The sequence below is a fragment of the Streptomyces alkaliphilus genome, assembly GCF_014141535.1.
GTDB classification, from domain to species: Bacteria; Actinomycetota; Actinomycetes; order Streptomycetales; family Streptomycetaceae; genus Streptomyces; species Streptomyces alkaliphilus.
In genome coordinates, this window is record NZ_VKHT01000238.1 from 1 (window position 1) to 5,930 (window position 5,930).

Consider the following 5,930-nt stretch of genomic DNA (forward strand, 5'->3'; position numbering starts at 1 on the left):
GGCTCGGGGCCGGGGGGAGCGACCCCGGGACCGGTGCCGCCCACCGGCTTCACCGCCGCCCTGGGCGAACTGCGCGGCGTCGGGAAGTCCTCCCGCGGCGTCTCGCTCTACTCCCGGTGGATCAATCGTCCGTTGGGCCGACCGGCCGCCGCCGCGGCCCTGGTGGTGGGACTGCGGCCCAACCACGTCACCCTGCTCAGCGCGGTCCTCACCTACTCCGGCATCGCGGTGATCGCGCTGGTCTCCCCCGGGCCGGGCACCGCCGTGGTGGTGACCTGCCTGCTGGTCCTCGGCTTCGCCCTGGACTCGGCGGACGGCCAGCTCGCCCGCCTGCGCCGGGAGGCGAGTCCGGCGGGGGAGTGGCTGGACCACATGGTGGATTGCGTCAAGGTCGTGGCCCTGCACGCCGCCGTGCTGATCTCGCTGTACCGCTTCCACGACCTGCCCGTCGAGGGCTGGCTGCTGGTCCCGCTCGCCTTCCAGACGGCCGCTGTGGTGATCTTCTGCGGCGGCCTGCTCACCGACAAGTTGCTCTCGGCGGCCCGGGCCGCCGGGGACACCACCGGGGCGACGGGGCGGGAGGCGTCGCCCCCGCTGTGGCGGGCCCTGGTGCTCCTGCCGGTCGACTACGGGGTGGTGTGCTGGTCCTTCCTGCTGCTGGCGCAGGCATCCTGGTTCCGTGTCGGCTACGCGACGCTGGCCGCCGCGCACCTGCTCTTCGCGGCGGCCTTCGCCCTGGTGTGGTACCGGCGGGTGGCCGCGGTCACCGTCCCGCGTCGCTGACCGGCCCGGCCGGACCGGTCAGCGCGTCCAGGGCGGCCCGCAGGTGGGTGCTGGAGGTGTGCACGGTGTACGGGAGGTACACGACCTCCACGCCCACTTCCGCCATCTCCGCCTCCAGCCGGTCGCCCTTGGGCGTTCCGCGCCAGTCGTCGCCCTTGAACAGCACGTCGAAGCGCACCTGGTGCCAGGCGAGCCGCTTGTCCGCCGAGGTGTCCACGAACGCGGCGTCCACGTGCCGCACGCTGCGCACGATCTCCAGTCGCTCCACCAGGGGAACGACCGGTGGTCGCCCCTTCATCTGCTCGGCCGCCTCGTCCGTCACCACACCGGCGACCAGGTAATCGCACCTGCTTCCGGCGTGCCGGAGGATGTTCAGGTGGCCGATGTGGAAGAGGTCGAAGACGCCCGAGGCATAGCCCACGATCTGACGCATGGTGGAAATCCACCCCCCAAGTCGGTGGTCCGTCGCGGTCTTCCGCGCGGTGCCGTGCCGCGGCGCCCCGCGAACCGCCCCGGACCCTCCCCGGTCCGGCGCGCACGGAGCGCCTTCGCCCGACGATAGCGTCAACTCCCCGGTACGTGTGGGTGAATGCCGGCACACACGTACGCGATGGGGCTACGCTGGGCGCGGCGTCGTCAGGGGAGGCGACACCGGGGAACATCAGGGGAGGGAGCCCGCGATGACCCATGGGCGGTCGACCGGCGGCCAATCGGGAAGCGCGGCGGGGAACCCGCCCGGTGGGGACGCCGACCGGACGACGGGTCAAGAACCCGACGGCGGGGGAAGGACGCCCGCCCGGTCCCGGGAGATTTCCCGATCCCCGGCCCCCGGCCCCCGCGCGAGCCGCCGGGAGCGCCTGCTGTTGGTCTCCACCAACTACGCGCCGGAGCGCGCCGGTATCGGCCCCTACGCCGCGCAGGTCGCCGAGGACTGGGTGATCCGTCGCGACGCGGAGGTGCACGTCCTGGCCGGGATGCCGCACTACCCCGCCTGGAGCGTCGATCCCGCCTGGCGCGGTCGATGGCGTGCCGGTGAACTGCGCGACGGCGTCCGGGTGCACCGCCGCCGTCACACCGTGCCGTCCCGTCAGACCGCCGTGAGACGCGGCGTGTACGAGGCGTCGATCCTGCTGGGTGGTCTGCTCGCCCCGCCCCGGGTCGGTCGCCCCGACGCGGTCCTCGCCCAGATGCCCTCCCTCGCCGGCGGCGTCCTCGCCGCCCGACTGGCCCGCCGCCACCGGGTGCCCTTCGTGCCGGTGGTGCAGGACCTGATGGGGGCGGCGGCCGCGCAGAGCGGCATCGACGGCGGTGGACGGGCCGCCGCCGCGGCGGCGGCCCTCGAACGCCGCGTGCTCGCCGCCGCCACCCTGGTGGGCGTCATCCACGAGAGTTTCCGTGACCGGGTCCGCTCCCTGGGCGTACCGGACGACCGGATCCGCCCGGTGCCCAACTGGGCGCACGTGGACCCACCCACCGGCACCCGGGCCGACACCCGCGCCCGACTCGGCTGGGACCCCGACCGCACGGTGCTGCTCCACTCCGGCAACATGGGGCTCAAGCAGGGCCTGGAGGTCCTGGTGGAGGCCGCCCGCCTGGCACCCGACCTGCTGGTGGTCCTGATGGGGGACGGCAGCCGGCGCGACCGGCTGGCCGAGGTCGCCGCGGACGTGCCGAACCTGCGGATCCTGCCGCCCGCCGGCGACGCCGGGTTCCCCGATGTCCTGGCCGCCGCCGACGCCCTGGTGGTCACCCAGCGGGCCTCGGTCCTCGACATGAGCGTGCCATCCAAACTGACCTCGTACTTCACCGCCGCCCGCCCGGTCATCGCCTCGGTGGCCGACGGCGGCGGCACCGCCGAGGAGATCCGCCGCTCCGACGCCGGTTGGCTGGTGCCGCCGGAGGACCCCGCCGCCATCGTCGGGGCGGCCCGCGAGATCGCCGCCGACCCGGCGGCCGCCGACGCGATCGGCGCGCGCGGATTCGACTACGCCCGCACCCACCTGGGCCGGGAGGCCGGCCTGGCCCGGATCTCCGCGCTCCTCGACGAGGCTCTGGCCGTCCACCGACCGGGTGCCGCCCCGCACGAGCGGAAGGACGCCACCGCATGAGGGACCCGGCACCGCACCGCGAGGACACCCGCACCGGCCACGCCCACGACGAACCGGACCAGCTGCGCGAGCAGTTCCGTCAACTGCTGCGCTACCGGCTGCTGATCGGTCTCGGCGTCCTGGTCGGCCTGCTGGGCGGCGGATGGCTCGGCCTGGGCACCACCGACACCTACATCGCCGGCACCGAGGTGGTCCTGCGCGCCCCCACCCGGGACGCCTTCGACGGCGGCACCCTGGACCGGGTGGCGATGGGCTCCGAGCGCCGCACGGCGGTCAGCGGGACCGTCGCCCGGGCCGCCGCCGTCGAACTCGGTCTCCCCGAGGAGGAGGCCGACCGCGTCAAGGAGGGCCTCCAGGTCACCAACCCGCCCAACACCGAGGTGCTGCGCTTCTCCTACACCGCCGACGATCCGGCCCGCGCCGCCCGCTACGCCAACGCCTTCGCCACCGCCTACCTGGAGAACCGGCGGGCGGTGGCCGACCGGATGGTGGAGAACATGGTCGCCTCGCTGGAGGAGCAACTCGCGCCACTGCTGGAGGAGCGCGGGACCCTCGACTCCGACCTCGCCGGACTGGCGGAGGGAAGCTCCGCCCACGACCAGGCCCTCGCCTCCCGCACCGCCCTCACCACCCGGATCAACGACCTGAACGACCGGGTCCACGCCCTCACCGCCCTGGACACCACCGGTGGCCGGATCATCACCGAGGCCGCCCCGCCCGCCTCGCCCTCCGGCCCCGGACCGGTACTGCTCACCGCCCTGGGCGCGATGCTCGGGGCCGGTCTGGGGCTGCTCGCCGCCTGGCTCCGTCTGGTCTTCGACCCCCGGGTCCGCTCGGCCGGCGACGTCAGCCGCGCCCTGCGTGCCCCGGTGCTCGGGGTCCTGCCCCGAACCGCCCGGCCCGTCCCCGGCCGGTTGCTCGCCGGGGGGCGACTGGCCGAGGAGTTCCGTTCGGTGGCCTTCCGACTGGCCTACGACGAGACCTTCGCCAAACGCCGCCGCCTGCTGGTGGTGGCCCCGCGCGGCGGCATCGGCACGCCCCTGACCACCGCCGTCAACCTCTCGGCGGCGTTCGCCGAGATGGGCATGGACGCCCTGCTCATCGAGGCGGACCTGCGCACCCCCAGCCTCACCGAGCAACTGCGGCACGCCGACGGGGTGCGCCCCGGCTGGGCGAGTTCCCCCGGCAGCGGCGAGGGCGGCTGGCCCGCCGGCCGGCGGGTGCCGATCGACGCCGGGGAGTCCGGCGTCTTCGACCTGGTGCCCGGCCGCCGGGTGCGCAACGTGCCGCGGGCCCTGACCTCCCCGGCCGCCGGTCGACTGGTGGCGCACGCCGACGCCCGGGGCGCCGTGGTGACCGTCCTCGCCCCCGCCGTGCTCTCCTACGCCGACGCCATCGCCCTCATCGACCGGGTGGACGGGGTGCTCGTGGTCTGCGACCCCGGTGAGGTGCGCCGCGACGACCTGGCCCGGGTACGGGAACTCGTGGTCGGGGCCGGGGGGACGCTCCTCGGCGCGGTCCTGCACTCCTGGGGGGTCGGGGTGGACCGCTGGTCGGACCGGGAGGACGACCGGAACCCCGACGACGGTCTCGAGGAGTCGGACGGCCCGGAGGACGCCGACGAGCCGTACGCCGCCGCAGACCGGGGCGACCGGGTGCCGCACGACGGAAGGCGGGACCACCGGGACCGCCCCGTTCCCGGCGGTCGATCCCGGAGGCGGGAGGGAACCGACGCCCCCGGCACCCGATACGGCGACCCCCGCACCGGACCGCGCTCCCGCGACCTCGGGTCGGAGACGCTGGGGCTGCGGATCGTCGACCCGTCCGAACTCGAAGAACGCTCCCCCCGTCCGTGACCGGGGCCGCCGGCCCGGCGCCCCGACCCGACGGGGCGCCGGGCCGGGTCCGCACGGCCGTGCTCGCCTCCGTCGCCGACCAGGGAGTCGCGGCGTTGACCAACATCGCCGTCGTCGTCTTCGTGGCGCGCGGCGCGGACGTCGCCTCCTTCGCCGACTTCGCCGTGGTCTACACGGTCTTCACCCTGCTGCTGGGGGCCTTCACCGCCTACGTGGGGCAGGCCCTGGTGCTGTGCCGGGGAGGAACCGCCGAGCGGGGCCGCGAGTGCCGCACGGCCGTCGCCTTCACCCCGGTGGCCGCCGCCGCCCTCGCCGTGCCGCTCGCCGCTCCGGCCCTGGTGGCGGGAGGCGGGATCCCGGCCGGGTTGGCGGCCCTGGGCCTGGTGCTGCCGGTGGTGCTCACCCAGGACGCCCTGCGGTACGCCTTCTCCCTGCTGGGGCGTCCGGGCCGGGCCCTGGCGGGCGACCTCCTGCGGCTCGTCGTCGTCCTCCCCGTCCTGGCGGTGCTGCCGGCGGGCACGGGAACCTTCGTCACCGTGCTGGCCTGGGGGCTCTCCGCGCTCCCGGCCCTGGCACTGGGGTTGTTCCTGCTGCGCCGGGTGATCGGCCCGGCCGTTCCGGGACCGGCCGGCCGCCCCGCCCGGCGACCGTTGCGCGCGCTGCTGACCCGCGATCACCTCGGCCGCCGTTTCGTCGTCGAGTTCGGGGTGGGGAACGCCGGCACCCAGTTGGCGGTGATCGGTCTGGGCGTGTTCGCCACCCCCCTGGCGGTGGGCGCGCTGCGCGGCGCCACCACTCTCTTCGGCCCCCTGAACGTGTTGTACAACGCCGTCACCGGGTTCGGCCCGCCGTTGCTCAACCGACTCGGGGCCCCGGCCCGGCGCGCCCGGGCGGCGGCCGTGACCGGCGGCGCGCTGGCGCTCGTGGCCGCCTGCTGGGCGCTGGTGCTCCACCTGTTGCCGGCGGGTGTCGGACGGCAGGTGCTGGGGGAGACCTGGGACGTCGCCGCCGGCCTGCTGCCCGCCACCGGTACCCAGTACGCGATCATGGCGGCCGGAGTGTGCGGACTGGTCACCCTGCGGGTGCTGCGTCCCGGCGCCACCCTGCCGATCCAGGTGGTCTTCTCCGCCCTGTCGGTGGTCTGCCTGGTGGTGGGTTACCTCCTGGGCGGGGTGCTCGGGGC

5 protein-coding genes are annotated in these 5,930 nt (G+C 75.4%); 4 read left to right on the forward strand and 1 reads right to left on the reverse strand.

Annotated elements, in window-relative coordinates; translation table 11 throughout:
* Positions 1-33: 33 nt before the first annotated feature.
* Positions 34-783, forward strand: a complete 750-nt coding sequence (locus tag FNQ90_RS10080) for a CDP-alcohol phosphatidyltransferase family protein (RefSeq protein WP_323379866.1) — start codon at positions 34-36, stop codon at positions 781-783.
* On the opposite strand, the gene FNQ90_RS10085 is transcribed toward FNQ90_RS10080, so the two are convergent.
* Positions 764-1,216: an adenylyltransferase/cytidyltransferase family protein gene (locus tag FNQ90_RS10085; RefSeq protein WP_143620443.1), complete on the reverse strand. Its 453-nt coding sequence runs from the start codon at positions 1,214-1,216 to the stop codon at positions 764-766. The two genes, FNQ90_RS10080 and FNQ90_RS10085, sit on opposite strands and share 20 nt — an antisense overlap.
* 430 nt (positions 1,217-1,646) lie before the next feature.
* Between FNQ90_RS10085 and FNQ90_RS10090 the strand changes: the two genes are divergently transcribed.
* The 3 genes from FNQ90_RS10090 to FNQ90_RS10100 form a co-directional block, all read left to right on the forward strand.
* Entirely contained in the window at positions 1,647-2,891 is a 1,245-nt protein-coding gene (locus FNQ90_RS10090; protein WP_228471017.1) for a glycosyltransferase family 4 protein, read from the forward strand.
* The gene (locus FNQ90_RS28140; protein ID WP_182606061.1) at positions 2,888-4,747 is read left to right on the forward strand and encodes a tyrosine-protein kinase domain-containing protein; all 1,860 of its coding nucleotides are present in this window, start codon (positions 2,888-2,890) and stop codon (positions 4,745-4,747) included. Before FNQ90_RS10090 ends, FNQ90_RS28140 begins: the two co-directional genes overlap by 4 nt.
* The coding region (locus FNQ90_RS10100) for an MATE family efflux transporter (protein WP_182606062.1) at positions 4,744-5,930 on the forward strand (1,187 nt) is incomplete at its 3' end. The genes FNQ90_RS28140 and FNQ90_RS10100, both read left to right, overlap by 4 nt.